Source organism: Mycobacterium tuberculosis complex sp. N0072 (assembly GCF_030323725.1).
Taxonomy (GTDB): domain Bacteria; phylum Actinomycetota; class Actinomycetes; order Mycobacteriales; family Mycobacteriaceae; genus Mycobacterium; species Mycobacterium tuberculosis.
Genome location: NZ_CP040689.1, coordinates 1,508,477 through 1,531,924 on the forward strand (window position 1 = coordinate 1,508,477; position 23,448 = coordinate 1,531,924).

Consider the following 23,448-nt stretch of genomic DNA (forward strand, 5'->3'; position numbering starts at 1 on the left):
GGCGGCCCGATGAACTCCATCACCGACGTCGGGGGCATCCGGGTTGGCCACTACCAGAGACTGGACCCCGACGCGTCCCTCGGCGCCGGGTGGGCTTGTGGCGTCACGGTGGTGTTGCCGCCGCCCGGGACGGTCGGTGCGGTCGATTGCCGCGGCGGCGCCCCTGGAACCCGCGAGACTGATCTGCTGGACCCGGCCAACAGCGTGCGCTTCGTCGACGCCCTGTTGCTCGCCGGCGGCAGCGCCTACGGTCTGGCCGCCGCCGATGGCGTCATGCGCTGGCTAGAGGAACACCGGCGCGGCGTCGCGATGGACAGCGGCGTGGTGCCCATCGTGCCGGGCGCGGTGATTTTCGACCTTCCGGTCGGCGGCTGGAATTGTCGGCCGACGGCCGATTTCGGCTATTCGGCCTGTGCGGCAGCCGGAGTCGACGTCGCGGTCGGGACGGTGGGCGTGGGGGTTGGGGCGCGCGCCGGAGCGCTCAAGGGCGGTGTCGGGACTGCATCGGCTACCCTGCAGTCCGGTGTGACCGTCGGTGTCCTTGCTGTGGTAAATGCCGCTGGCAACGTCGTCGATCCAGCCACCGGCTTGCCGTGGATGGCCGACCTAGTCGGCGAGTTCGCGTTGAGGGCCCCGCCGGCCGAGCAGATTGCTGCGCTGGCGCAGTTATCGTCCCCGCTGGGAGCCTTCAACACCCCGTTCAATACGACGATCGGTGTGATTGCGTGTGACGCCGCGCTGAGCCCTGCGGCTTGCCGGCGCATCGCGATTGCCGCCCACGACGGGTTGGCCCGCACCATCCGGCCGGCACACACCCCCTTGGATGGCGACACGGTTTTCGCGCTGGCCACCGGCGCGGTAGCGGTGCCGCCGGAGGCCGGCGTGCCGGCCGCATTGTCTCCGGAGACTCAGCTGGTCACCGCGGTCGGTGCGGCGGCGGCTGATTGCCTGGCTCGTGCGGTGCTGGCCGGCGTGCTCAATGCTCAGCCGGTAGCCGGAATACCGACCTACCGTGACATGTTTCCCGGAGCATTCGGGTCCTGAAACTTCGGTGTTGCTTAGGAAAGGAACCGTCTACGTGCTGGTGATTCGCGCAGACCTGGTGAATGCGATGGTGGCCCATGCGCGTCGCGACCACCCCGACGAAGCCTGCGGAGTGCTGGCCGGACCCGAGGGCTCTGACCGTCCCGAGCGGCATATCCCGATGACCAATGCCGAGCGCTCGCCGACCTTCTACCGGTTGGATTCCGGTGAGCAACTGAAGGTGTGGCGGGCTATGGAAGATGCCGACGAGGTCCCGGTCGTCATCTATCACTCGCACACTGCGACCGAAGCGTACCCGAGCCGTACGGACGTGAAGCTTGCCACCGAACCCGACGCGCACTACGTGCTGGTGTCCACCCGCGACCCGCACCGGCACGAGCTACGCAGCTACCGCATCGTCGATGGCGCTGTCACCGAGGAACCTGTCAATGTCGTCGAGCAGTACTGAACCGTTCCGAGAAAGGCCAGCATGAACGTCACCGTATCCATTCCGACCATCCTGCGGCCCCACACCGGCGGCCAGAAGAGTGTCTCGGCCAGCGGCGATACCTTGGGTGCCGTCATCAGCGACCTGGAGGCCAACTATTCGGGCATTTCCGAGCGCCTGATGGACCCGTCTTCCCCAGGTAAGTTGCACCGCTTCGTGAACATCTACGTCAACGACGAGGACGTGCGGTTCTCCGGCGGCTTGGCCACCGCGATCGCTGACGGTGACTCGGTCACCATCCTCCCCGCCGTGGCCGGTGGGTGAGCGGAGCACATGACACGATACGACTCGCTGTTGCAGGCCTTGGGCAACACGCCGCTGGTTGGCCTGCAGCGATTGTCGCCACGCTGGGATGACGGGCGAGACGGACCGCACGTGCGGCTGTGGGCCAAGCTCGAGGACCGCAATCCGACCGGGTCGATCAAGGACCGCCCGGCTGTGCGGATGATCGAGCAGGCCGAGGCCGACGGGTTGTTGCGGCCGGGCGCCACCATCCTGGAGCCCACCAGCGGAAACACCGGCATTTCGCTGGCGATGGCGGCCCGGTTGAAGGGGTACCGATTGATCTGCGTGATGCCGGAGAACACATCGGTTGAACGGCGGCAGCTGCTCGAGCTCTACGGCGCGCAGATTATCTTCTCGGCGGCCGAAGGCGGGTCCAACACTGCGGTGGCCACCGCCAAAGAGCTGGCCGCGACCAACCCGTCATGGGTGATGCTGTACCAGTACGGCAATCCCGCCAACACCGACTCGCACTACTGCGGCACCGGCCCCGAGCTGCTGGCCGACCTGCCCGAAATCACGCACTTCGTCGCCGGCCTAGGCACCACGGGCACGCTGATGGGCACTGGCCGTTTCCTGCGCGAGCACGTTGCCAACGTCAAGATCGTGGCGGCCGAACCCCGCTACGGTGAGGGGGTATACGCCCTGCGCAACATGGACGAAGGCTTTGTGCCCGAGCTGTATGACCCGGAAATACTGACCGCGCGATATTCTGTCGGCGCGGTGGACGCAGTGCGCCGCACCCGCGAGTTGGTGCACACCGAAGGCATCTTTGCGGGCATCTCAACCGGCGCGGTGCTACACGCCGCACTCGGAGTCGGGGCCGGCGCCCTGGCGGCCGGCGAGCGGGCCGACATTGCGTTGGTGGTCGCCGACGCCGGGTGGAAGTATCTGTCCACCGGCGCCTACGCCGGTAGCCTGGATGACGCCGAGACCGCTCTGGAAGGGCAACTATGGGCATGACCCCGCGCCGGAAGCGACGGGGAGGAGCGGTGCAGATAACACGGCCCACAGGCCGTCCGCGAACACCGACAACGCAGACGACGAAGCGCCCGCGCTGGGTGGTCGGCGGGACGACGATCCTCACCTTCGTCGCGCTGCTCTATCTCGTCGAACTGATCGACCAGCTGTCCGGGAGTCGGCTGGACGTCAACGGCATCAGGCCGCTGAAAACAGACGGCCTGTGGGGCGTCATCTTTGCGCCACTTTTGCACGCGAACTGGCACCACCTAATGGCCAATACCATCCCGCTGCTGGTGCTGGGGTTTCTTATGACGCTGGCCGGGCTGTCCCGGTTTGTCTGGGCCACCGCGATCATTTGGATTCTGGGCGGCTTGGGCACTTGGCTGATCGGCAATGTGGGCAGCAGCTGTGGCCCGACCGACCATATCGGCGCCTCTGGCCTGATCTTTGGCTGGCTGGCCTTCCTATTGGTGTTCGGGCTTTTTGTGCGCAAGGGATGGGATATCGTCATTGGGCTGGTGGTCTTGTTTGTCTATGGCGGCATCCTGCTCGGCGCGATGCCGGTGCTGGGCCAGTGTGGTGGCGTGTCATGGCAGGGTCATTTAAGTGGTGCGGTTGCTGGCGTCGTGGCGGCGTATCTGTTGTCCGCTCCGGAGCGTAAGGCCCGTGCACTGAAAAGGGCCGGCGCGCGTTCCGGGCATCCGAAGTTATGAATTCGCCGTTGGCGCCCGTCGGAGTCTTTGATTCCGGCGTCGGGGGACTGACGGTCGCGCGGGCCATCATCGACCAACTGCCCGACGAGGACATCGTCTACGTCGGCGACACCGGCAACGGCCCGTACGGTCCGCTGACCATCCCGGAGATCCGGGCGCACGCGCTGGCCATCGGCGACGATCTGGTCGGCCGAGGCGTCAAGGCGTTGGTGATCGCCTGCAACTCGGCGTCGTCGGCGTGCCTGCGGGATGCTCGCGAGCGCTACCAGGTGCCCGTCGTCGAAGTGATACTGCCGGCGGTGCGGCGTGCGGTGGCCGCCACCCGCAACGGCCGCATCGGGGTAATCGGCACGCGGGCGACCATCACTTCACACGCCTATCAGGACGCGTTCGCTGCGGCCCGCGACACCGAAATCACCGCGGTGGCTTGCCCTCGCTTCGTGGACTTCGTCGAGCGCGGCGTCACCAGCGGTCGTCAGGTGCTCGGTCTGGCGCAGGGCTACCTGGAACCGCTGCAGCGCGCCGAGGTCGACACGCTAGTGCTGGGCTGTACGCACTATCCACTGCTGTCCGGACTGATTCAACTGGCGATGGGCGAGAACGTCACGCTGGTCTCCAGCGCCGAGGAGACCGCTAAGGAAGTGGTCCGGGTGCTCACCGAGATCGACTTATTGCGTCCGCATGACGCGCCGCCGGCAACTCGGATATTTGAAGCTACGGGCGACCCCGAAGCGTTTACCAAATTGGCCGCACGATTCCTGGGTCCGGTGCTCGGTGGTGTGCAACCCGTTCACCCATCGCGCATTCATTAGGCCATGGAAGAGATTCTCGTCACCGAATGCGTCGATGTATTCCGCATCGTTGTATCGGGCATGGCACAGTAGTGTCCGTGCGAATAACCGTGCTCGGATGCTCCGGTAGCGTCGTGGGGCCGGATTCGCCTGCGTCGGGGTATTTGCTCCGAGCGCCGCACACACCGCCGTTGGTTATCGACTTCGGCGGGGGTGTGCTCGGCGCGCTGCAACGGCACGCGGATCCCGCGTCGGTGCATGTGCTGCTGTCGCATCTGCATGCGGACCATTGTCTGGACTTGCCGGGACTTTTTGTGTGGCGGCGTTACCACCCGTCGCGTCCCTCTGGCAAGGCATTGTTGTACGGCCCCAGCGACACCTGGTCGCGATTGGGGGCGGCGTCGTCCCCGTACGGTGGGGAGATTGACGACTGTTCGGATATCTTCGATGTTCACCACTGGGCCGACAGTGAGCCAGTGACGTTGGGCGCCCTTACGATAGTGCCGCGGCTGGTTGCCCACCCGACTGAGTCGTTTGGCCTGCGGATCACCGATCCGAGCGGTGCGTCACTGGCTTATAGCGGCGACACCGGCATTTGTGACCAGCTCGTCGAGCTGGCTCGCGGCGTCGACGTTTTCCTCTGCGAGGCCTCCTGGACACACTCGCCCAAACATCCACCCGATCTACACCTGTCGGGCACCGAAGCCGGTATGGTTGCCGCGCAAGCCGGCGTTCGTGAGCTGCTGCTGACGCATATCCCGCCGTGGACTTCGCGTGAGGACGTCATCAGCGAGGCCAAGGCCGAGTTCGACGGCCCGGTGCACGCGGTGGTATGCGACGAGACGTTCGAAGTCCGGCGAGCCGGCTAGGTCTAGGGTTGGCGTCGTGTCCAAGCGAGAAGACGGCCGGCTCGACCACGAGCTTCGCCCGGTGATCATCACCCGCGGTTTCACCGAAAACCCGGCGGGATCGGTGCTCATCGAATTCGGTCACACCAAGGTCCTGTGCACCGCCAGCGTCACCGAAGGGGTGCCCCGGTGGCGTAAAGCAACCGGTCTGGGGTGGCTCACCGCGGAGTACGCCATGCTGCCGTCGGCCACCCACAGCCGCTCTGATCGCGAGTCGGTGAGAGGCAGGCTTAGCGGGCGTACTCAGGAAATCAGTCGGCTCATCGGCCGGTCGCTGCGCGCATGCATCGACCTGGCGGCGCTGGGGGAGAACACGATCGCTATCGATTGTGATGTGTTGCAGGCCGATGGTGGCACTCGAACCGCGGCCATCACCGGCGCCTACGTGGCATTGGCCGACGCAGTGACCTACTTGTCGGCGGCGGGTAAGTTGTCCGACCCCAGGCCATTGTCGTGTGCCATCGCCGCGGTCAGCGTCGGTGTTGTCGACGGCAGGATCCGGGTGGATCTGCCCTACGAGGAAGATTCGCGCGCCGAGGTCGACATGAACGTCGTCGCTACCGACACCGGAACCCTGGTAGAGATTCAGGGCACCGGCGAAGGCGCGACGTTCGCACGTTCGACACTGGATAAGCTGCTGGACATGGCACTGGGCGCCTGCGACACGTTGTTTGCCGCACAACGCGACGCGTTGGCGCTGCCGTATCCGGGTGTGCTGCCGCAGGGACCGCCACCGCCGAAGGCGTTTGGCACCTGACCGCGCCGCGACGATGCAGAGCGGAGCGATGAGGAGGAGTGGCGCTTGTGACCAAGCTTCTGGTCGCCAGCCGCAACCGCAAAAAGCTGGCCGAACTGCGCCGGGTGTTGGACGGCGCCGGACTATCGGGTTTGACGCTGTTGTCGCTGGGCGATGTGTCGCCGCTGCCTGAAACACCAGAAACCGGTGTGACATTCGAGGACAACGCGCTGGCCAAGGCGCGCGACGCGTTCTCCGCGACCGGACTTGCCAGCGTTGCCGACGACTCCGGTTTGGAGGTGGCCGCACTGGGCGGCATGCCTGGCGTGCTGTCGGCCCGGTGGTCCGGCAGGTATGGCGACGATGCCGCGAACACCGCGCTGTTGCTGGCGCAGTTGTGCGATGTGCCCGATGAGCGGCGCGGAGCAGCGTTCGTGTCGGCCTGCGCGTTGGTCTCGGGGTCCGGCGAAGTTGTCGTGCGCGGTGAATGGCCCGGCACGATCGCCCGTGAGCCGCGCGGTGACGGCGGGTTCGGCTACGACCCGGTCTTCGTCCCGTACGGTGACGACCGCACAGCGGCCCAGCTGAGCCCGGCGGAAAAGGACGCGGTATCCCATCGCGGTCGCGCGTTGGCTCTGCTGCTGCCGGCGCTGCGCTCCCTGGCGACAGGCTAAAGCCCGAAGCGGGCCTTGATCTCTTTGGTCTGGAAGTGCTCGACGACGATGCCGAGCAGCGGAATTGTGCCGGCGAGCAGAACACCGGCTGTTTTGCCGAGCGGCCAGCGGACCTTGACCGCCAGGTTCAACGTCAGAAGCAGATACGTGAAGTACACCCAGCCGTGCACCACACCGATCCACGTCGGCGGATTGTCAACCTTGACGACGTAGCGGACCACGATCTCGTAGCACAGTGCGATGAGCCAGAGGCCCGTCGTCCACGCCATGATCCGGTAGCCGAGCAAAGCGGTGCGAATCCTCTCGACGGCGATGGCAGGCTCGGCGTGCTGCGCCGCGGGCGTTTCGGGTGCGGTCATGCGGTGGTCCTGTTCTGCTTCCTGGCATCGTCCTTGGCTAGCTCGGCTAGGTAGGCGTTGTATTCCCGTAGTACGGGATCGTCGGGTGGCTGCTGCGCCGGCTTCGGCCGCTCGGGCAGCAATCCGGCAGGTATCTCGGCGGCGGCGCCGCCGGTGGGCGGTTGCGGGGGCGTCTCTTCATACCGAACGAAGTTGCGGTACGCGTAGACGCAGAACCAAGCAAACAATGGCCACTGCAACGCGTAACCCAGATTTTGAAAGGTGCCCGAGGTCGATTGAAACCTGGTCCACTGCCACCAACCCAGGGCCAGGCAACCACAGGTCGCGATGATCACCAACGCGATCAGCGCGGGTCTGCGACGGCGGGTAGTGGACACCCCACGACGTTACCGCGCACTGCTCTATTGGGCGCCCGGGCGCGATGTGGCGATATCCACTAAGTACAAGGCTAGCCTTGCCTAATACCCCAGGTGTAGCCTCCTTCGCCATGACCTCATCGCCGTCCACCGTCAGCACTACGTTGCTGAGCATCCTGCGCGACGACCTCAACATTGACCTGACTCGAGTCACGCCTGATGCCAGGTTGGTCGACGATGTGGGACTGGATTCGGTGGCCTTCGCGGTCGGTATGGTGGCCATCGAGGAGCGGCTCGGAGTCGCACTGTCCGAAGAGGAGCTCTTGACGTGCGACACGGTCGGAGAACTGGAGGCAGCGATCGCGGCCAAATACCGCGATGAGTGAGCTCGCGGCCGTGCTCACGCGGTCCATGCAGGCCTCTGCCGGCGACTTGATGGTCCTCGACCGCGAGACCTCGCTGTGGTGTCGGCACCCGTGGCCCGAGGTACACGGGCTGGCCGAGAGCGTAGCGGCCTGGCTGCTAGACCATGACCGACCCGCCGCGGTGGGTCTGGTCGGCGAACCGACGGTCGAGTTGGTCGCCGCGATCCAGGGTGCCTGGCTTGCCGGCGCTGCCGTGTCGATCCTGCCCGGGCCGGTACGTGGCGCCAATGACCAGCGATGGGCGGACGCGACGTTGACCCGTTTCCTCGGGATTGGGGTGCGCACCGTATTGAGCCAGGGTTCCTACCTTGCCCGCCTGCGATCGGTCGATACGGCCGGCGTAACGATCGGAGATCTCAGCACGGCGGCGCACACCAATCGTTCGGCCACACCGGTGGCGAGTGAAGGGCCCGCGGTCCTTCAAGGTACCGCGGGATCGACGGGCGCGCCCCGTACCGCCATCCTTTCGCCGGGCGCGGTGCTCAGCAACTTGCGTGGGCTCAATCAGCGCGTGGGCACCGATGCTGCGACCGACGTCGGTTGCTCATGGTTACCGCTGTACCACGACATGGGGCTCGCTTTCGTGCTCTCTGCTGCGCTGGCCGGTGCGCCGCTCTGGTTGGCCCCGACGACGGCGTTCACGGCGTCGCCGTTCCGTTGGTTGAGTTGGCTCTCGGACAGTGGTGCCACCATGACCGCGGCACCGAACTTCGCCTACAACCTCATCGGCAAATACGCCAGGCGGGTATCCGAGGTCGACCTGGGTGCCCTGCGAGTGACGCTCAACGGTGGAGAGCCGGTTGACTGCGATGGGCTGACGCGGTTCGCGGAGGCGATGGCACCGTTCGGATTCGATGCCGGCGCCGTGTTGCCCTCCTACGGGCTCGCCGAGTCGACGTGCGCGGTGACCGTGCCGGTCCCCGGAATTGGGTTGCTTGCCGACCGTGTCATCGACGGCAGCGGTGCGCATAAGCACGCGGTCCTGGGTAACCCCATCCCCGGTATGGAGGTACGGATCTCGTGCGGTGATCAGGCGGCAGGCAATGCGAGCCGTGAAATTGGCGAAATCGAGATTCGCGGTGCGTCGATGATGGCGGGTTACCTGGGTCAGCAGCCGATCGACCCTGACGATTGGTTTGCCACCGGCGACCTCGGCTATCTTGGCGCTGGCGGCCTGGTGGTGTGTGGTCGCGCGAAGGAAGTCATCTCCATCGCGGGACGCAACATCTTTCCGACGGAGGTCGAGCTGGTGGCAGCGCAAGTTCGCGGAGTGCGCGAAGGCGCCGTGGTCGCCTTGGGCACCGGTGATCGCTCGACCCGCCCCGGTCTGGTGGTCGCGGCCGAGTTCCGCGGCCCAGACGAGGCGAACGCCCGCGCCGAACTGATCCAACGCGTTGCGTCCGAGTGCGGTATCGTCCCGTCCGACGTCGTCTTCGTGTCGCCTGGATCACTGCCCCGGACGTCGTCTGGAAAACTGCGCCGCTTGGCAGTCCGGCGCTCCCTGGAGATGGCGGACTGATGACGGCCGGCTCCGACCTCGACGACTTCCGCGGTTTGCTCGCCAAAGCGTTCGACGAGCGGGTGGTGGCATGGACCGCAGAAGCGGAAGCGCAGGAACGTTTTCCGCGCCAGTTGATCGAACACCTGGGTGTCTGCGGCGTATTCGATGCGAAGTGGGCGACCGACGCCCGTCCCGACGTCGGTAAACTCGTCGAACTCGCTTTCGCGTTGGGCCAGCTGGCCTCTGCCGGCATCGGTGTGGGTGTCAGCTTGCATGACTCGGCGATCGCGATTTTGCGCCGGTTTGGTAAGTCGGACTACTTGCGGGATATCTGCGATCAGGCGATCCGTGGCGCCGCGGTGCTGTGCATCGGAGCCTCGGAGGAGTCCGGCGGATCCGACCTGCAGATCGTCGAAACCGAGATACGGTCCCGTGACGGTGGTTTCGAGGTCCGCGGCGTCAAGAAATTCGTGTCGCTGTCTCCGATCGCCGACCACATCATGGTGGTGGCCCGCAGCGTCGACCACGATCCGACCAGTAGGCACGGCAATGTCGCGGTCGTGGCCGTGCCGGCCGCACAAGTCAGCGTGCAGACCCCCTACCGCAAGGTCGGTGCGGGACCGCTGGATACCGCCGCGGTCTGCATCGACACCTGGGTACCGGCCGATGCACTGGTTGCGCGGGCCGGCACGGGGCTGGCAGCCATCAGTTGGGGACTGGCTCATGAGCGGATGTCGATCGCCGGGCAGATCGCAGCGTCGTGTCAACGGGCGATCGGAATCACCCTGGCCCGCATGATGAGTCGACGTCAGTTCGGTCAGACGCTGTTCGAACACCAGGCGCTGCGGCTGCGTATGGCGGACCTGCAGGCGCGTGTCGATCTGCTGCGGTACGCGCTGCACGGCATCGCTGAACAGGGGAGACTGGAACTGCGCACGGCGGCAGCGGTCAAAGTCACCGCCGCCCGGCTCGGTGAGGAAGTCATCTCCGAATGCATGCACATCTTCGGTGGGGCGGGTTATCTTGTCGACGAAACGACGCTTGGCAAATGGTGGCGGGACATGAAGCTCGCCCGGGTCGGCGGCGGCACCGACGAGGTGCTGTGGGAATTGGTGGCTGCCGGCATGACGCCCGATCACGACGGTTACGCAGCCGTGGTCGGAGCTTCCAAAGCGTAGAGCGCCATGCGCCGGTTTGTCGTGTCATGCTCACCGAGGAACTTGCATCCGGCCCACTCACACAACCGACGGGTCGCGGTGTTGCGGTGATCGGGGTCGAACATGATCCGCCGGCAACGCGGCTCGTTGGCAAAGACGCTGGCCACGATCCGCGGTAGCAGCAGCGGGCCGAAGCCCCGATTGACCTTCGACAAGTCCGCGATGGCCGCGTGCAGCCCCAAATCGTAGGGGTCTGCGTCGTAGTAGTGAGAAATCAAATCCTTTGCTGCCCAGTATAATTCGAGATAACCACCATCTGTTCCGTGCCAGCTGCCGATCAATGGCAACGAATAGGTTCCCTCAAGTTGGGCGTTCAGGTGTTGACGCCAACGTGACGCCGGCCAGTCGTACTCCCAGGCCGCCGCCAGATGAGGACGGTTCATCCACTCCGCCAACATCTCCGCGTCGGTCAGCTGTGCGACCCGCAACCCGTATGGCGGCTCCAACGATGGAACGGGCGGGCGGGCGAGGCGTCGTACCTGGTCAGGTAGGTCGAATCGCTCGCGGGCTAGCCGAACCAGCGCGTCGTCGGCCTGGCCAGCGGATGTGGGTTTGGTCATTGCGGGCCGAGCTTACCGGAGGGCTCGCTGCTTAGGTTAGGCATGCCATACATGCGTGAGCCGGGATCACGTCGCCCGCTGCCCGGCTGTCCGGGGGTCGAGGCGGTACGATCGCTACGCCCGCGGGCGTGATGAAATTGGCAAACATGCCGGTTTTAGGTGCCGGTGCTCGAAAGAGTTTGAGGGTTCGAGTCCCTCCGCCCGCACTCCATGGTCCCCGAGTTTGACCTTCGGTAAGGCAACCCTTAGTTTGGACGAGATCGTCCGACTGGGGCCGACTGGGTTGTATGCGCGGGCTGAGTATCAGCGCGGTCGCGGCGCAGCTCGGGGTATCGGCGGAGCGCGACGCCGTTGCACGCCGGTTGGCCGGTAACCCAGCGTTCGTGGTCGCCCGATCTGAGAAGTCGTGGCGGATTAGGCCGCCGCGAGAGAGGACCGCTGATGGCACGCGGGTTGCAGGGTGTGATGTTGCGCAGTTTCGGCGCGCGCGACCACACCGCAACGGTGATCGAAACCATTTCGATTGCACCGCATTTCGTGCGGGTCCGGATGGTTTCGCCGACGCTCTTCCAGGATGCGGAGGCTGAGCCCGCCGCATGGCTGCGGTTCTGGTTCCCCGACCCGAACGGGTCCAACACCGAGTTCCAGCGCGCCTATACGATCTCCGAAGCTGACCCCGCCGCGGGCCGCTTCGCGGTCGACGTTGTATTGCATGACCCGGCGGGTCCGGCCTCGTCGTGGGCGCGCACCGTCAAACCTGGCGCAACCATAGCGGTCATGTCGCTGATGGGCTCATCGCGGTTCGACGTGCCCGAGGAGCAGCCCGCCGGGTATCTGCTAATCGGCGACTCGGCGTCGATTCCGGGGATGAACGGGATCATCGAAACGGTCCCGAACGACGTCCCGATCGAGATGTACCTTGAACAACACGACGACAACGACACGTTGATCCCGCTCGCAAAGCATCCCCGGCTGCGGGTGCGCTGGGTTATGCGCCGCGACGAGAAATCGCTGGCCGAGGCGATCGAGAACCGCGACTGGTCGGACTGGTATGCGTGGGCGACGCCAGAGGCTGCCGCGCTGAAATGCGTCCGGGTGCGGCTGCGCGACGAGTTCGGGTTCCCTAAGTCCGAGATCCACGCTCAGGCTTACTGGAACGCCGGGCGTGCCATGGGCACCCACCGAGCAACCGAACCGGCGGCCACCGAACCTGAGGTGGGCGCAGCCCCGCAGCCAGAATCGGCGGTGCCTGCCCCGGCGCGTGGCAGCTGGCGCGCTCAGGCTGCCAGCCGGCTGCTGGCGCCGCTAAAGCTGCCGCTGGTGCTCTCGGGTGTGCTTGCGGCTCTGGTCACGCTGGCGCAGTTGGCGCCGTTCGTGCTGTTGGTCGAGCTGTCAAGGCTGCTGTTCTCCGGCGCCGGCGCGCACCGGTTGTTCACGGTCGGGTTCGCCGCGGTGGGGTTGCTGGGGACCGGGGCCTTGCTGGCAGCCGCCCTCACGCTGTGGCTGCACGTGATCGATGCCCGCTTCGCCAGGGCGTTGCGCTTGCGGCTGCTGAGCAAGCTGTCCCGGTTGCCGCTGGGCTGGTTCACCAGCCGCGGGTCCGGATCGATCAAAAAATTGGTCACTGACGACACGCTGGCGTTGCACTACTTGGTCACCCATGCCGTTCCGGACGCGGTCGCCGCGGTTGTCGCCCCGGTGGGGGTGCTGGTCTATCTGTTCGTCGTGGACTGGCGAGTGGCGCTGGTCTTGTTCGGGCCGGTTCTGGTCTACCTGACCATCACGTCATCGCTCACGATCCAATCCGGGCCCCGCATTGTTCAAGCGCAGCGGTGGGCAGAGAAGATGAACGGCGAAGCGGGTAGTTACCTCGAGGGTCAGCCGGTGATTCGCGTCTTCGGCGCCGCGTCATCGAGCTTCCGTCGCCGGTTGGACGAGTACATCGGATTCCTGGTCGCCTGGCAGCGGCCGCTGGCCGGCAAGAAAACCCTGATGGATCTGGCCACTCGCCCAGCAACGTTCCTGTGGCTCATCGCCGCTACCGGCACCTTGTTGGTAGCCACGCATCGAATGGATCCGGTGAATTTGTTGCCGTTCATGTTCTTGGGTACCACGTTCGGTGCCCGCCTGCTCGGGATCGCCTACGGGCTCGGCGGCCTACGCACGGGACTTCTGGCGGCCCGGCACCTGCAAGTCACACTCGACGAAACCGAACTCGCCGTGCGGGAACATCCGCGCGAACCGCTCGACGGCGAGGCGCCAGCAACTGTGGTGTTCGACCACGTCACCTTCGGGTACCGCCCTGGAGTGCCGGTGATCCAGGATGTATCGCTTACGCTGCGGCCGGGCACGGTCACCGCGCTCGTCGGCCCGTCCGGCTCCGGCAAGTCGACACTGGCCACCCTGCTGGCTCGATTCCACGATGTCGAGCGAGGTGCGATACGCGTTGGTGGACAGGATATTCGATCACTGGCCGCGGACGAGCTGTACACGCGAGTCGGCTTTGTGCTACAGGAAGCCCAGCTTGTGCATGGCACCGCCGCCGAAAACATCGCGCTGGCGGTACCGGATGCCCCCGCCGAACAGGTCCAGGTCGCGGCCCGCGAAGCGCAAATCCACGACCGGGTGCTTCGGCTGCCGGACGGCTACGATACCGTGCTCGGAGCCAACAGTGGTCTTTCGGGCGGGGAGCGACAGCGGCTCACCATTGCCCGTGCCATCCTCGGCGACACTCCGGTCCTCATCCTCGACGAGGCCACCGCGTTTGCCGATCCGGAATCGGAATACCTTGTGCAACAGGCGCTTAACCGGCTGACCCGGGACCGCACCGTGCTGGTAATCGCCCATCGACTGCATACCATCACCCGGGCCGACCAGATCGTCGTGCTCGATCATGGTCGGATCGTCGAACGCGGCACCCACGAGGAGTTGCTTGCCGCGGGCGGACGCTACTGCCGGCTGTGGGACACCGGCCAGGGCAGCCGGGTGGCGGTCGCCGCAGCGCAGGACGGCACCCGATGATCCGCACCTGGATAGCCCTTGTTCCGAACGACCACCGCGCCAGGCTAATCGGCTTTGCGCTGCTCGCGTTTTGTTCCGTTGTCGCGCGAGCGGTGGGCACCGTGTTGCTGGTGCCGCTGATGGCGGCGTTGTTCGGGGAGGCGCCGCAGCGCGCGTGGCTGTGGCTGGGCTGGCTGTCCGCCGCGACCGTGGCCGGGTGGGTGCTAGACGCCGTGACCGCACGCATCGGTATCGAGCTGGGTTTCGCCGTCCTTAACCACACCCAACATGATGTGGCGGACCGGCTTCCGGTTGTCCGGTTGGATTGGTTTACCGCCGAAAACACCGCGACGGCACGGCAGGCGATCGCGGCCACCGGGCCGGAACTTGTTGGCCTGGTGGTTAATCTGGTGACACCGTTGACCAGCGCGATCCTGCTGCCGGCAGTGATCGCGCTGGCCCTGTTGCCGATCTCCTGGCAGCTCGGCGTGGCTGCACTGGCCGGCGTGCCGTTGCTGCTGGGGGCGCTGTGGGCCTCCGCAGCCTTTGCGCGGCGTGCCGATACCGCAGCAGACAAAGCCAATACCGCGCTCACCGAACGGATTATCGAGTTCGCTCGGACTCAACAGGCATTGCGGGCCGCCCGGCGCGTCGAGCCGGCTCGAAGTCTGGTCGGCAACGCTCTGGCCAGCCAGCACACCGCGACGATGCGGTTGCTGGGCATGCAGATACCGGGCCAGCTGTTGTTCAGCATCGCCAGCCAACTGGCTTTGATCGTGCTCGCCGGCACCACCGCGGCGCTGACCATCACGGGAACGCTCACGGTTCCCGAGGCCATCGCCCTGATCGTGGTGATGGTCCGTTACCTCGAGCCGTTCACCGCTGTCAGCGAGTTGGCGCCGGCCCTCGAGAGCACCCGCGCGACCCTGGGGCGCATCGGATCGGTGCTTACCGCACCGGTCATGGTGGCCGGGTCTGGCACGTGGCGTGACGGCGCCGTGGTCCCGCGTATCGAGTTCGACGACGTCGCCTTCGGCTACGACGGCGGCAGCGGGCCGGTCCTCGACGGGGTCAGCTTCTGCTTGCAGCCGGGAACCACGACGGCGATCGTCGGACCGTCTGGCTGCGGAAAGAGCACGATCCTGGCGCTGATCGCGGGCCTGCACCAGCCCACTCGCGGTCGTGTCCTCATCGACGGCACCGATGTCGCGACGCTGGATGCCCGGGCGCAGCAGGCGGTCTGCAGTGTCGTGTTCCAACATCCTTACCTGTTCCACGGGACGATCCGCGACAACGTGTTCGCTGCAGACCCGGGCGCTAGTGACGATCAGTTTGCGCAAGCCGTCCGGCTGGCGCGGGTGGACGAGCTCATCGCCAGGCTGCCAGACGGCGCAAACACAATCGTTGGCGAAGCCGGCTCGGCGCTGTCCGGCGGCGAGCGGCAACGCGTAAGCATCGCACGGGCTCTGCTGAAAGCCGCTCCGGTGCTACTGGTCGACGAGGCGACCAGCGCACTGGACGCCGAGAATGAGGCCGCGGTGGTCGACGCGCTTGCGGCCGATCCGCGATCACGCACCCGGGTGATCGTCGCCCATCGGTTGGCAAGCATCCGTCATGCCGACCGCGTCCTGTTTGTTGACGATGGCCGAGTGGTCGAGGACGGTTCGATCTCCGAGTTGCTCACCGCGGGTGGGCGTTTCAGTCAGTTCTGGCGCCAACAGCACGAGGCCGCCGAGTGGCAGATCCTCGCCGAGTAACGCGAGAAACCACCGCGCCACGCAGATAGCCACTTCCTCCGTGAATCTGCATCGCGAGGTCGGCCACCTTGCCAGCTAGTTCGGTGTAGAAGAGCTTCGCCGCCGACGGTGCAAAATATGATATTCGCATGGCGTCATTGCTGAACGCTCGGACTGCCGTAATTACCGGCGGTGCACAAGGGCTGGGGTTAGCTATCGGCCAGCGATTCGTTGCCGAGGGTGCACGGGTTGTGCTTGGTGATGTGAATCTCGAAGCGACCGAGGTCGCAGCCAAGCGGCTGGGCGGCGATGACGTTGCTCTGGCGGTGCGGTGCGATGTGACTCAAGCCGACGACGTCGACATCCTCATCCGGACCGCTGTCGAGCGTTTCGGCGGTCTGGATGTCATGGTCAACAACGCCGGGATCACCCGCGACGCAACGATGCGCACGATGACCGAAGAGCAGTTCGATCAGGTCATCGCGGTGCATCTGAAGGGAACATGGAACGGTACCCGGCTGGCGGCGGCAATCATGCGGGAACGCAAGCGGGGCGCCATTGTGAACATGTCTTCGGTGTCAGGCAAGGTCGGTATGGTCGGCCAAACCAACTACTCAGCGGCCAAGGCCGGCATCGTAGGAATGACCAAGGCGGCCGCCAAAGAACTTGCACACCTCGGCATTCGGGTAAACGCAATAGCTCCGGGGTTGATCCGTTCAGCGATGACAGAAGCTATGCCGCAACGCATTTGGGACCAGAAGCTTGCCGAAGTTCCGATGGGTCGCGCCGGCGAGCCCAGCGAAGTCGCTAGCGTGGCCGTGTTCTTGGCTTCGGATCTATCCTCGTACATGACCGGCACCGTGTTGGACGTGACTGGCGGCCGGTTCATATGACACCGAGATCATTGCCACGGTACGGCAATTCGTCAAGAAGGAAATCTTTCCCAATGCACCGGCCCTCGAACGTGGCAACAGCTACCCGCAAGAAATCGTCGATCGGCTGGGTGTTATTGGCTTGCTCGGTCGCCGGCTGCAAGGGTATCGACACCACCGAGTTCATTCTCGGGCGTGCCGGCGCATTCGAGCTGGCGGTGCGCGCTGCCCAGCACCGTCATAGGTACTTGACGATGGTCAACGTCGGACGAGCGCCACCACGTCGCTGCCGAACGGTATGCATGGCGGCTACCGATACTCCGCGGAATATCAGATTGAACGGCTGATGCCTGATGCGCCCGTTGCTGCTCAGCGGAGCGGGAACCAGCGCGATCCAGAAGCCTCTGAGGACTCGAAGGCTGGCCTCCGGAGTCCATCGATGATGTGCAGTTGCATCGCGATTGCCGCCAGGGGCGTTGTCGCTTGAGCACATCTGGGCATAGGCTGCCATCTTGGAGGGCAGGCAACCTGCATGATAGGGAGGAGAATATGGCCCGCACGCTTGCGTTGCGCGCATCGGCGGGACTCGTCGCGGGTATGGCAATGGCCGCGATCACGCTCGCACCTGGGGCCCGCGCCGAAACCGGTGAGCAATTCCCCGGGGATGGGGTGTTTCTCGTGGGAACTGACATTGCGCCAGGCACCTACCGCACGGAGGGGCCGTCGAATCCCCTTATTTTGGTGTTCGGCAGGGTGTCCGAGCTCTCAACCTGCTCATGGTCGACACACAGCGCACCCGAGGTGAGCAATGAGAACATTGTCGACACCAACACCTCTATGGGCCCGATGTCAGTGGTGATCCCGCCGACCGTGGCAGCCTTCCAGACGCATAACTGCAAGCTTTGGATGCGGATCTCATAGGGGCCGGCGTACCCGGTACCGGCCGCGGGCCTACCACGTGCCGGAACTGGAAGCGCAGTAAGCCCTCAACGCGCCACCGCTTTGGCCCGCGCGCCCGGCGTAGGCGCATCGGCGGTGGCCGTGGGGCGGCGCACTGCGACCTCACCAGCGGCTTTCGAGCTTTGTTCGATCAACCGGCCAGCATGGTCGAGGATGCATTCGAGACCATATTCGAAATTGGTTTCATCGGGGGCCCCGATCCGATGCCCCCTCCCAGTTGCGTGAGCAAGCAGCGGAGTCGTCGCGGGATCGATGGCCACGGGGTGTTCAATGGCGGATGGTCCGCTGCCCGCCGACTGGCTCTTGCGGGAGAGCCGATCTAGCACCACCGATCCGCGCACGTGGACCGAAACCGCCGAGTAGATGTCGAAAGCGTCTTCGAGCGACAGGCCCGCCGTCACCAGATTGGCGATGGCCTTCTCCATCTCTTGGGCGCCCAACCGCGCCGTTTTCGGGGACAGCGCCGCTCGAATCAGTATCAGATCGCACAGTACGGGGTTGTCCGCGAACGTCTTCCGCATCGAGCGGGCATGATTGCGCAACGTTTCGCGCCAGTCGCCGGCTTCGATGTACGGGGTAGCGAACACGTACTTGCTCAAAGCGCGGTCGGTCATCGCGTTGAGCAGATCGTCCTTCTTGCGGAAGTACCAGTAGATGCTGGTGACCCCGACGCCAAGGTGTTTGCCGAGCAATGGCATGCTCAAGTTGTCTATCGATACCTGCTGGGCGAGTTCGAATGCGCCGCTGATGATGTCCTCGGGGTTGATGGATCCGCGCTGCCGTCGTTGACGCTTGCCTGGGGTTGTCTGCATTGCCGTTACGGCACCTCCATCAAGATAACGCCGGGTCAGTTGCAGGTATGCAGGTCGGCGGTAGTCGTCGTGCGGACAACATGTGCCGCATGGCCTCCCCGGGGACAGGCCGGGAGAACAAGACGCCTTGCGCACGGTAACAGCGCTGATCCAATAGAATTCTGGCGGCAGCCTCGGTCTCGACGCCTTCGGCTACTACATCGAGTTGGAAGCCTTCGGCGAGTGTCATGATGCCGCGCACAATGACCAGATCGCTAGTGTTGGTTCCGAGTTGCCGCACGAATGTTTTGTCGATCTTGAGCGTGTCGATCGGTAGCGTCTGCAACAGTGATATGGCGCTATAGCCGGTGCCGAAATCGTCGATAGCGATGTGAACGCCGACTTCTTTGAGTCGAGCCAGGGTGGCTCTGGCGGTATGTAGGTCTTGCACCACAACGTTTTCGGTGATTTCCAAACACACGGACGAGGCGTCCAGACCGTGCTGGCCGATCGTGTCTGCGACGAAGTCAACAAACCCGCCCGTCACCAGCTGTCCAGCTGAGACGTTGATACGCAGCAGCGCGTCGTGGCCCAAACCGGCTGACTGCCACTCGGAGAATTCATTGCAGGCCCTCCGCAGCACCCATCTATCCAATTCGCCTGCAAGGTTGATGGATTCGGCCACAGGGATGAAGCAGCCCGGTGCCAGCAGCCCACGGGTGGGGTGCTGCCACCGGACCAATGCCTCGGTCCCGACAATGTCGCCGGTCCGTAGGTCGACCTCGGGTAGGTAGACCAGGCGAAGGGCGTCGGATTCGATACCACGTCGAAGGTGTAGTTCAATATCGTTGCGCAGTTCGCCGCTGACCGACATGTCCGCGGTGAAAATCGCGACGCTATCTCCGCCGGCGTGTTTGGCTGCCAGAGCGGCTTGGTCGGCTCGGCGCAGGAGGTCCGACGGTGTGTGCTGTCCGGGAGTCCCTGAGGCGACACCGATACTGACGGTGCGGGTGAGCACCTCACCGCCGATAGCGACGTGGTCCTTGAGCTGGTCGCGAAGACGTTCGGCGAGCGGTTGAGCGGCATCGGCACTCATTGGAGATGCGGGTATGAGGACGAATTCGTCGCCGCCGAGTCGGGCGATCAGGCTCTCGCCAACGAGTGCGTCACCGATCCGTTGGGCGAACACATGGATGAACTGGTCACCGGCGGCGTGGCCCAGGTAGTCGTTGATGGCCTTGAGGCGGTCCAAGTCGAGAAATAGCGCCGCGACCGGGCCAGGTTGTCCGGGGGCCAGTCTTTGGTCCAGGTGCTGCAGCAACGCGCGACGGTTATGCAGTCCGGTCAGATCGTCATGGTCGGCCAGATAGCGAAGCCGCGCCTCGGCGGCGACGCGAGCCTGCACCTGGGCGAAGAGTGTAGCGATGGTCATGAGGGCGTTAAGCTCGGCCTCGTGCCATTTCCGATCACCGAACTTGATGAACCCCAGCAGTCCAGTGGTGATCTCGCCAGATACCAGCGGCACGGCGGCAGCCGACGTTACCGGAACCCCGCGGGCTTCCTCGATGAGGCGTTGATAGTCCTCGGTGGCCGGCTCGGGCCGGAACACGAGAGGCTCTTTGGCGTGTTCGCATAGCGCAAACACCGGGTCGGCATCAGCGAAGTAGATCAGCCTGAGCGGATCGGGGTCCGGTATGTTGAGGCGAGGTGGCCATTCGGCCACCAGCCTCGTCGCGCGCCTGTCGCGATCGTTATGACGCAAAAAGCTGACATCTACGCCCAGCTGTTCCACTAGATAGGCCAAAACGCGCTGACTGACTTCGGCTGACGTGGCAGCGTCGACTGTCATGAGCTGGTTGGCTACGGTGGTGACGAGCTCCTCAAGCTGCGGCGTCGCGGTGTCGTTGCACATCTCGGATGCTATCTGTGCGGCTCTGGTATGGCGTGCCGTACGCGTCGGCGGCTACACACCGACGGCGGTGGCGCGTGGAACAACCTGAAGATCAACACCTCGTGCCCTTCTTTGCCCGGCTTGACCAGTTCCCGAAAGTCGAGTTGCAGGCGGTGCAGCTGTGCGGCGAAATGGGGTGACGCTTGGTCGAGGTCGTGGCGGCCACGTGCATACAGGAAGATCGGTGACATCGGTTGTACGGCCAGTCCATGTTGTTGGGCCACAATCCACACCGCCTGCATGGCTGATCCGCCACGCGCAAAATCGGTGAGCGTGGCGCCATCAACGTAGACGATTGCGAGCGCTGAACTCGCCGACACGCGCTCATTGGTGTTGTCTTCGAGGGCTGTTCCGCAATCCCATTGCGCTAGCCGTGCCACGACGTCGGAGCGTCGCAGGATATCGAGAACCCGCAATTCGCCGGAATCCAGTTCGAGGCTTCGGACATCGATGCCCGCATCGAGCGAAGGGTCGCCCGGCCACCGGAGCTCGGACATCATTTCCTCATGTAGCCTCGGGGTGAGATAGCGGATTCGGTCTGCAGCCGCTAAAATTGTTGCAGCCCGGTCGATCTCGTTTCGTGACAGCAACAGCTGTAACCGCGCACCCTCAGCCGCGGCGGTGTTCGTTAACAACTCAACGGTCGCGGGGTGGACGTGACCGGGCATACCGTGGTGGCGATTGGTCGTTCTGAGCAGCATCGGCCGGTAAAGGGCCGCAAGGCTTGGATCATCACCACGGCCAAAATGCATTGTCGCTTGCAGCGGCGAGTCGGGCTGGGATTCGTCGAACTCTACTGATCCCAGGACCCGGTGTGCAGCGGCAGCGACACGCGCGTTAAACATGGCCGCGCCGACGGCCACTGCGCTACCACGAAACGCGATATCCATTGCGCTGGTGTGCTCAGGTGCTAGTCGGATGGTCAGCGAATGCTGTTTGGCCACAATATGCCATGGCTGAACGTTGCCCCCTGAAGGCGCGCGAATCGCCGCCTGAGCCACGATTTCGCTGGTTGGCTGCGGCTCGGCTGGCGCTGTTGGCGGCACGGACTCGAGCAACCATCCGTTCCCGCGAGACGGCATGGGCGGTTGATCGAGGCGATCTAGCGCTGCGGACACATCCACCCGTACCCGGCCAGACTCAAGTGGTTCTCCCAGACCGATTCTGCGTACCGCTTCAGCTACCGTCGCTGCGCCCACCCAGATATCGCCTGCCAACTGCGGCCATCCCCACAACGTCTGGTCAACTTCGATCATCGACGCCGCACAACGCGCCGAGAGCTCTTGGCAATCAAGGATGTTGAGAACGTGGGGGACTTTGTCTTTTGTGGTCAGTCCACACAGCTTGTCGGCGTCGATGTCGCCCAATAGCCCATGAAAGATCGGTCGCCCAGGTTCGACGTCGTAGCGTTCGACATCGACCAGGCCGCGGTCACTGGTCGCCATCAGTACGGGGACACCACGGGCGCACGCGGCTTGTCGCAGTATCACTTTGATATCCAGCGAGTCGCATTCTTCGATAACGACGTCAAGGCCGTCGAGGAACTCGTCGACGGATTCCGGCGAGAGCCCGGATGTAACGAGGTCCACGGCCAGGTAGGGATCCAGCTCCGCGATCCTGCGCGCCGCAATCATCGCCTTGTTGAGGCCAATGTCGAAGACGCCGACCGGCACGCGATTCAGGTTCGACAGCTCAATTTTGTCGAAATCGGCCAACCGCAGTGTGCCACAGGCACCTTCGGCGGCAAGGGTGTATGCGATCGCATGGCCGGCGCTGAGTCCGACGACGCCGACCCGTAGCGCGTGCAGTGCGCGTTGTTCCTCAGCGGTGATGAGGTGCCTGTTGCGGTCCAAGCGCACGGCACGGAACCCCCGGGGACCCAGAATGGCAACAACCATGCGCCGCCAGGGATAATAGGCCCATCGCTTCGCTTCTTCTAGCAGATCTGGATCAGGCTGTGGCAGCAGGCGCCGCACGCCCGCTAGCTGTTCTGCGAATCGGTCGACGAACTCGATGCTCGGATCTGAGCGTAGTCGATCGAGCACCAGGACATCGTCGTGGTCATCGTCACGAAGGACGAGAATGCCGGTGCTGCCGCCCTCGTGTGGGATGGTCACTGTTCGGCTCCAGCGGTCGCTGCGGTGGTTGCGCTCAACGCTTCTACATCGCGCAGAAGCTTGCGCGACTCGACAAGCATTCTTGACAGTTGTTTTGGCTCGGCATGGTTAGCCAAGGTTCTGCGGTCCCACCAGATCATCTTGGTCCGGTAGCGCTCGTCCGGGTATGCTGCCGCCGGGATTCTCGCTGCTATTACTCCCCCCGAAGAACGCCACCGGTCCAGCGCGTGGGCCGCCGCGGTCCCCATCACAAACTGAACCCCCAACAGGGACATGCTTAGCGGTAGGGCGCGCGCCAAGGCGGCAGCAATCGCATCACTGCGCTGCGCGTCACTATTAACCCACCCGGACTTCACTTCCACGACCCCGAATGGCGCCCGGTCATTGATCATCTTGCGCACCGCGGATAATCCGGGATTGCCAGCCCATTCGACTACCGCATGCGAGTCATCGGCTGACCGCAGCGGTCCGATTACCCGAGCGCCCCCGACTACATCTCCTCCAATATCAATGGCGGCAAAGAACAACTGTGTATCGGAACCGTCACTGATGGCGTCGAGATCTAAGGTACACTCGACTCCGTGCTTACTATAGGCGCGAAGCGCACCCTGAAGGTATGTATTCCACAACGTGGGATCGAGCGCGGGTTGCGATACCACAAGCCGGCATTGCGCATCAGAAACCCACACACTGAGATTTTCCGAAAAATGCAACTTCTGCGGTGCGATAGGACGAAGTTGAGCGGTGGTCATGATTCTCCAATCTGTTAGGTATCCGGCAATTAACACGAGATTTGCTGCCCCTGTATCGAGCAGCGCAGACGTTGGGGCTGCGCCCGGAGAATTGCTGCCGTTGCGCAGAACGGCGCCGCACGGCAGGGTTCAACGCCCGGCCGCGCTGGTATTTATCGAGTCGCTGCGAGAGCCGTGAACAAATTGTCACGAAATCGTGCGCACGCGCGTTCACAAATACCACGCGCACGCGCTCGAAAACTACATGACCAGA

The 23,448-nt window shown here is 64.4% G+C and carries 24 protein-coding genes, 1 tRNA gene and 1 pseudogene; 18 read left to right on the forward strand and 8 right to left on the reverse strand.

What is annotated here, in order from left to right; translation table 11 throughout:
• Positions 1-9: 9 nt before the first annotated feature.
• From FF952_RS07110 to rdgB, 9 genes are all read left to right on the forward strand, one after another.
• On the forward strand, positions 10-1,044 hold the full coding sequence (locus FF952_RS07110; RefSeq protein ID WP_003406908.1) for a P1 family peptidase: 1,035 nt from the start codon (positions 10-12) through the stop codon (positions 1,042-1,044).
• A gap of 7 nt (positions 1,045-1,051) precedes the next feature.
• Entirely contained in the window at positions 1,052-1,492 is a 441-nt protein-coding gene (gene mec / locus FF952_RS07115; RefSeq protein ID WP_003898830.1) for a CysO-cysteine peptidase, read from the forward strand.
• Between the two features lie 21 nt (positions 1,493-1,513).
• The gene (gene cysO, locus FF952_RS07120) at positions 1,514-1,795 is read left to right on the forward strand and encodes a sulfur carrier protein CysO (RefSeq protein WP_003406910.1); all 282 of its coding nucleotides are present in this window, start codon (positions 1,514-1,516) and stop codon (positions 1,793-1,795) included.
• Between the two features lie 9 nt (positions 1,796-1,804).
• The gene (gene cysM / locus FF952_RS07125; RefSeq protein ID WP_003406912.1) at positions 1,805-2,776 is read left to right on the forward strand and encodes an O-phosphoserine sulfhydrylase; all 972 of its coding nucleotides are present in this window, start codon (positions 1,805-1,807) and stop codon (positions 2,774-2,776) included.
• Positions 2,767-3,489, forward strand: a complete 723-nt coding sequence (locus FF952_RS07130) for a rhomboid family intramembrane serine protease (protein WP_003898831.1) — start codon at positions 2,767-2,769, stop codon at positions 3,487-3,489. Before cysM ends, FF952_RS07130 begins: the two co-directional genes overlap by 10 nt.
• Complete coding sequence (gene murI / locus FF952_RS07135) at positions 3,486-4,301, forward strand: glutamate racemase (protein WP_003406919.1); 816 nt, start codon at positions 3,486-3,488, stop codon at positions 4,299-4,301. The genes FF952_RS07130 and murI overlap by 4 nt, the downstream gene beginning before the upstream one ends.
• Positions 4,302-4,372: 71 nt before the next feature.
• Positions 4,373-5,149 carry a cyclic nucleotide-degrading phosphodiesterase gene (locus tag FF952_RS07140; protein WP_009936344.1) on the forward strand — a complete coding sequence of 259 codons (777 nt, stop codon included), beginning with the start codon at positions 4,373-4,375 and terminating at the stop codon, positions 5,147-5,149.
• Positions 5,150-5,165: 16 nt separating this feature from the next.
• On the forward strand, positions 5,166-5,945 hold the full coding sequence (rph, locus tag FF952_RS07145; RefSeq protein ID WP_003406926.1) for a ribonuclease PH: 780 nt from the start codon (positions 5,166-5,168) through the stop codon (positions 5,943-5,945).
• A 38-nt stretch (positions 5,946-5,983) separates the two neighbouring features.
• Complete coding sequence (gene rdgB, locus FF952_RS07150) at positions 5,984-6,598, forward strand: RdgB/HAM1 family non-canonical purine NTP pyrophosphatase (protein WP_003406931.1); 615 nt, start codon at positions 5,984-5,986, stop codon at positions 6,596-6,598.
• On the opposite strand, the gene FF952_RS07155 is transcribed toward rdgB, so the two are convergent.
• Both FF952_RS07155 and FF952_RS07160 read right to left on the reverse strand, forming a co-directional pair.
• On the reverse strand, positions 6,595-6,957 hold the full coding sequence (locus FF952_RS07155; protein WP_003406937.1) for a DUF3817 domain-containing protein: 363 nt from the start codon (positions 6,955-6,957) through the stop codon (positions 6,595-6,597). The genes rdgB and FF952_RS07155 overlap by 4 nt on opposite strands.
• The gene (locus tag FF952_RS07160) at positions 6,954-7,334 is read right to left on the reverse strand and encodes a hypothetical protein (protein ID WP_003898833.1); all 381 of its coding nucleotides are present in this window, start codon (positions 7,332-7,334) and stop codon (positions 6,954-6,956) included. The genes FF952_RS07155 and FF952_RS07160 overlap by 4 nt, the downstream gene beginning before the upstream one ends.
• Before the next feature lie 110 nt (positions 7,335-7,444).
• On the opposite strand from FF952_RS07160, the gene mbtL reads away from it, so the two are divergent.
• The 3 genes from mbtL to mbtN are packed head-to-tail and all read left to right on the forward strand — an operon-like array spanning position 7,445 to position 10,417.
• Positions 7,445-7,699 carry a mycobactin biosynthesis acyl carrier protein MbtL gene (mbtL, locus tag FF952_RS07165; RefSeq protein WP_003911484.1) on the forward strand — a complete coding sequence of 85 codons (255 nt, stop codon included), beginning with the start codon at positions 7,445-7,447 and terminating at the stop codon, positions 7,697-7,699.
• The gene (gene mbtM / locus FF952_RS07170; protein WP_003406950.1) at positions 7,692-9,257 is read left to right on the forward strand and encodes a long-chain-fatty acid--ACP ligase MbtM; all 1,566 of its coding nucleotides are present in this window, start codon (positions 7,692-7,694) and stop codon (positions 9,255-9,257) included. The genes mbtL and mbtM overlap by 8 nt, the downstream gene beginning before the upstream one ends.
• Positions 9,257-10,417, forward strand: a complete 1,161-nt coding sequence (mbtN, locus tag FF952_RS07175) for an acyl-ACP dehydrogenase MbtN (RefSeq protein WP_003406953.1) — start codon at positions 9,257-9,259, stop codon at positions 10,415-10,417. Before mbtM ends, mbtN begins: the two co-directional genes overlap by 1 nt.
• Here the strand turns inward: mbtN and mbtK are convergent.
• Positions 10,384-11,016 (reverse strand): lysine N-acyltransferase MbtK, encoded by a 633-nt coding sequence (gene mbtK / locus FF952_RS07180; protein WP_003406956.1) that lies wholly within the window; start codon positions 11,014-11,016, stop codon positions 10,384-10,386. The genes mbtN and mbtK overlap by 34 nt on opposite strands.
• 122 nt (positions 11,017-11,138) lie before the next feature.
• Here mbtK and FF952_RS07185 point away from each other — a divergent pair.
• The 3 genes from FF952_RS07185 (at position 11,139) to irtB (ending at position 15,773) form a co-directional block, all read left to right on the forward strand.
• Positions 11,139-11,222: transfer RNA gene (locus FF952_RS07185), tRNA-Leu, on the forward strand.
• Between the two features lie 235 nt (positions 11,223-11,457).
• Positions 11,458-14,037, forward strand: a complete 2,580-nt coding sequence (irtA, locus tag FF952_RS07190) for an iron ABC transporter ATP-binding protein/permease IrtA (RefSeq protein ID WP_003904606.1) — start codon at positions 11,458-11,460, stop codon at positions 14,035-14,037.
• On the forward strand, positions 14,034-15,773 hold the full coding sequence (gene irtB, locus FF952_RS07195; protein ID WP_003900322.1) for an iron ABC transporter ATP-binding protein/permease IrtB: 1,740 nt from the start codon (positions 14,034-14,036) through the stop codon (positions 15,771-15,773). Before irtA ends, irtB begins: the two co-directional genes overlap by 4 nt.
• Here irtB and FF952_RS07200 read toward each other — a convergent pair.
• A pseudogene (locus FF952_RS07200) lies at positions 15,766-15,936 on the reverse strand (acyl-CoA dehydrogenase family protein); the annotation flags it as partial. The gene irtB and the pseudogene FF952_RS07200 sit on opposite strands and share 8 nt — an antisense overlap.
• Between FF952_RS07200 and fabG the strand changes: the two are divergent.
• From fabG to FF952_RS07215, 3 genes are all read left to right on the forward strand, one after another.
• A complete protein-coding gene (gene fabG, locus FF952_RS07205; RefSeq protein ID WP_003406963.1) occupies positions 15,902-16,645 on the forward strand; it encodes a 3-oxoacyl-ACP reductase FabG in 744 nt (247 codons plus the stop codon). The pseudogene FF952_RS07200 and the gene fabG sit on opposite strands and share 35 nt — an antisense overlap.
• Positions 16,646-16,688: 43 nt before the next feature.
• Complete coding sequence (locus tag FF952_RS20935; RefSeq protein WP_501591866.1) at positions 16,689-16,868, forward strand: hypothetical protein; 180 nt, start codon at positions 16,689-16,691, stop codon at positions 16,866-16,868.
• Between the two features lie 305 nt (positions 16,869-17,173).
• On the forward strand, positions 17,174-17,545 hold the full coding sequence (locus tag FF952_RS07215) for an Rv1352/Rv1906c domain-containing protein (RefSeq protein ID WP_003406967.1): 372 nt from the start codon (positions 17,174-17,176) through the stop codon (positions 17,543-17,545).
• Positions 17,546-17,610: 65 nt separating this feature from the next.
• Here FF952_RS07215 and FF952_RS07220 read toward each other — a convergent pair whose 3' ends face one another.
• From FF952_RS07220 to FF952_RS07235, 4 genes are read right to left on the reverse strand one after another with little or no spacing between them, the layout of a single operon-like run.
• Entirely contained in the window at positions 17,611-18,396 is a 786-nt protein-coding gene (locus tag FF952_RS07220; protein WP_003898836.1) for a TetR/AcrR family transcriptional regulator, read from the reverse strand.
• Positions 18,397-18,415: 19 nt separating this feature from the next.
• Positions 18,416-20,287, reverse strand: coding sequence for a putative bifunctional diguanylate cyclase/phosphodiesterase (locus FF952_RS07225; RefSeq protein WP_003904608.1), 1,872 nt, complete (start codon positions 20,285-20,287; stop codon positions 18,416-18,418).
• An 8-nt stretch (positions 20,288-20,295) separates the two neighbouring features.
• Positions 20,296-22,443: an Rv1355c family protein gene (locus tag FF952_RS07230; protein WP_003904609.1), complete on the reverse strand. Its 2,148-nt coding sequence runs from the start codon at positions 22,441-22,443 to the stop codon at positions 20,296-20,298.
• Positions 22,440-23,195 carry a hypothetical protein gene (locus tag FF952_RS07235; protein WP_003911502.1) on the reverse strand — a complete coding sequence of 252 codons (756 nt, stop codon included), beginning with the start codon at positions 23,193-23,195 and terminating at the stop codon, positions 22,440-22,442. The genes FF952_RS07230 and FF952_RS07235 overlap by 4 nt, the downstream gene beginning before the upstream one ends.
• Positions 23,196-23,448: the final 253 nt, after the last annotated feature.